General features: G+C 62.6%; 3 protein-coding genes. All 3 read right to left on the reverse strand.

All coding sequences use genetic code 11. From position 1 onward, the window contains the following. Nucleotides 1-296: 50S ribosomal protein L10 (gene rplJ / locus Q0L57_RS14445; protein ID WP_296743682.1), on the reverse strand; the 296-nt coding region annotated here is incomplete at its 3' end. A 384-nt stretch (nucleotides 297-680) separates the two neighbouring features. Continuing rightward, nucleotides 681-1379 (reverse strand): 50S ribosomal protein L1, encoded by a 699-nt coding sequence (gene rplA, locus Q0L57_RS14450; RefSeq protein ID WP_296743683.1) that lies wholly within the window; start codon nucleotides 1377-1379, stop codon nucleotides 681-683. Nucleotides 1380-1383: 4 nt separating this feature from the next. Beyond that, a partial coding sequence (gene rplK / locus Q0L57_RS14455; RefSeq protein ID WP_296743685.1) for a 50S ribosomal protein L11 occupies nucleotides 1384-1724 on the reverse strand: 341 nt, incomplete at its 5' end.

The following is a 1724-nucleotide window of genomic DNA, read 5'->3' on the forward strand; positions in this document are numbered from 1 at the left end:
CCCTTGGCGAAATCGGACGTGACCTTCGGCGCCGCAACCGGATCCTCCGAATAAGCGACCAGCGTCTGCCCCTTGAACAGATCGACGATCGATGCGGAGTCCGTGCCCTGAAGAGCGATCTTGGCGAGACGGTTCTTCGCGACTTTGACGGTGCCACCGGCGGCGCGCATCTTCGACCGAAGGTCGTTCATTTGCGCGACGGTGATACCGGCGTAGTGGGCCACGACGACTGAACCCGCGTTCGAGAACGCATCGTTCAGGCCCGTGACGAGTTCGCGTTTTTCCGCTCTGTCCACTGCCTATCTCCAGTTGACCCCTGCCTCATTTTCGAGGTCAGGCGTCGGGTTGCCTTTTGCCGGCCGGGCTATCCAAAACACGGATCTCCCGAACGGCGCTCGAGGATCCTGCCCCCTTTCGCCACACCCGCCGGCAAGCCGGATGATGCGCTGACAAAAGGCAAACACGGTTCGAACCTTTCATTGGAGCATTGCGCTCCTTTGTCGGGTCTTCACCCGTCTCATGCAGGCCCACATGAATTAAGGCCCCCTTTTTAACAAGGCCGGCCGCCTGCAATCTCGGACAGGATATCCGGAAGCCTTGCAGCTTCCGGGTTACCGCACCGCCGACGGATCGGCGGTGCGGAATTCTTCAGGATCGGCCAACGGCCGATCGGATGACAATCACGACGCGGCGAGCGTCGAGATGTCGAGCTTGAGGCCGGGGCCCATCGTCGAGGTGACCGACACCTTCTTGACGTAGTTGCCCTTGGCGCCGGACGGCTTGGCCTTGTTCACCGCATCGGCGAAGGCCCGCACATTCTCTTCCAGCGCCTTGACGTCGAACGAGACCTTGCCGACGCCAGCCTGCACGATGCCGGCCTTCTCGACGCGGAACTCGACGGCGCCGCCCTTCGAAGCCTTGACGGCCGCGGCGACATCGGTGGTCACGGTGCCGACTTTCGGGTTCGGCATCATGCCGCGCGGGCCGAGCACCTTACCCAGACGGCCGACGAGCGGCATCATGTCCGGGGTGGCGATGCAGCGATCGAAATCGATCGTGCCCTTCTGGACGATGTCGACCAGATCCTCGGCGCCGACGATATCGGCGCCTGCGGCCTTGGCCTCCTCGGCCTTGTCACCGCGCGCGAACACCGCGACGCGAACCGAGCGGCCGGTGCCGTTCGGCAGGTTGACCACGCCGCGAACCATCTGGTCGGCATGACGCGGATCGACACCGAGATTCATCGAGACCTCGACGGTCTCATCGAACTTCACCGAAGACCGGTCCTTGAGCAGCTGCAGCGCCTCATTGAGGGCGTAAGCCTTGTTCGGATCGATGCCTTCGCGGCTCTTGGCAACACGCTTTGCAATCTTCGCCATGATCTCAGCCCACCACTTCCAGGCCCATCGAGCGGGCGGAGCCCTCGACCATGCGCATGGCCGCCTCGACGTCGTTTGCGTTCAGGTCCTTCATCTTCTGCTCGGCGATCTGGCGCACCTTGTCGCGCGAGATCGTGCCGACCTTGGTCTTGCCCGGCTCCTTGGAACCCGACTTCAGGTTGGCGGCCTTCTTCAGGAAGTAGCTCACCGGCGGCGTCTTCATGACGAAGGTGAACGACTTGTCCTGGTAGTAGGTGATGACGACCGGGATGGGCGAGCCCTTCTCCAGTTCCTGGGTCTGCGCGTTGAACGCCTTGCAGAATTCCATGATGTTGATGCCGCGCT

The sequence above is a fragment of the Mesorhizobium sp. genome, assembly GCF_024509055.1.
Lineage (GTDB): Bacteria > Pseudomonadota > Alphaproteobacteria > Rhizobiales > Rhizobiaceae > Mesorhizobium.

Coding starts and splice junctions, on each gene's coding strand:
- rplA (WP_296743683.1), bottom strand. CDS start 1,379: ATGGCGAAGATTGCAAAGCGTGTTGCCAAGAGCCGCGAAGGCATCGAT.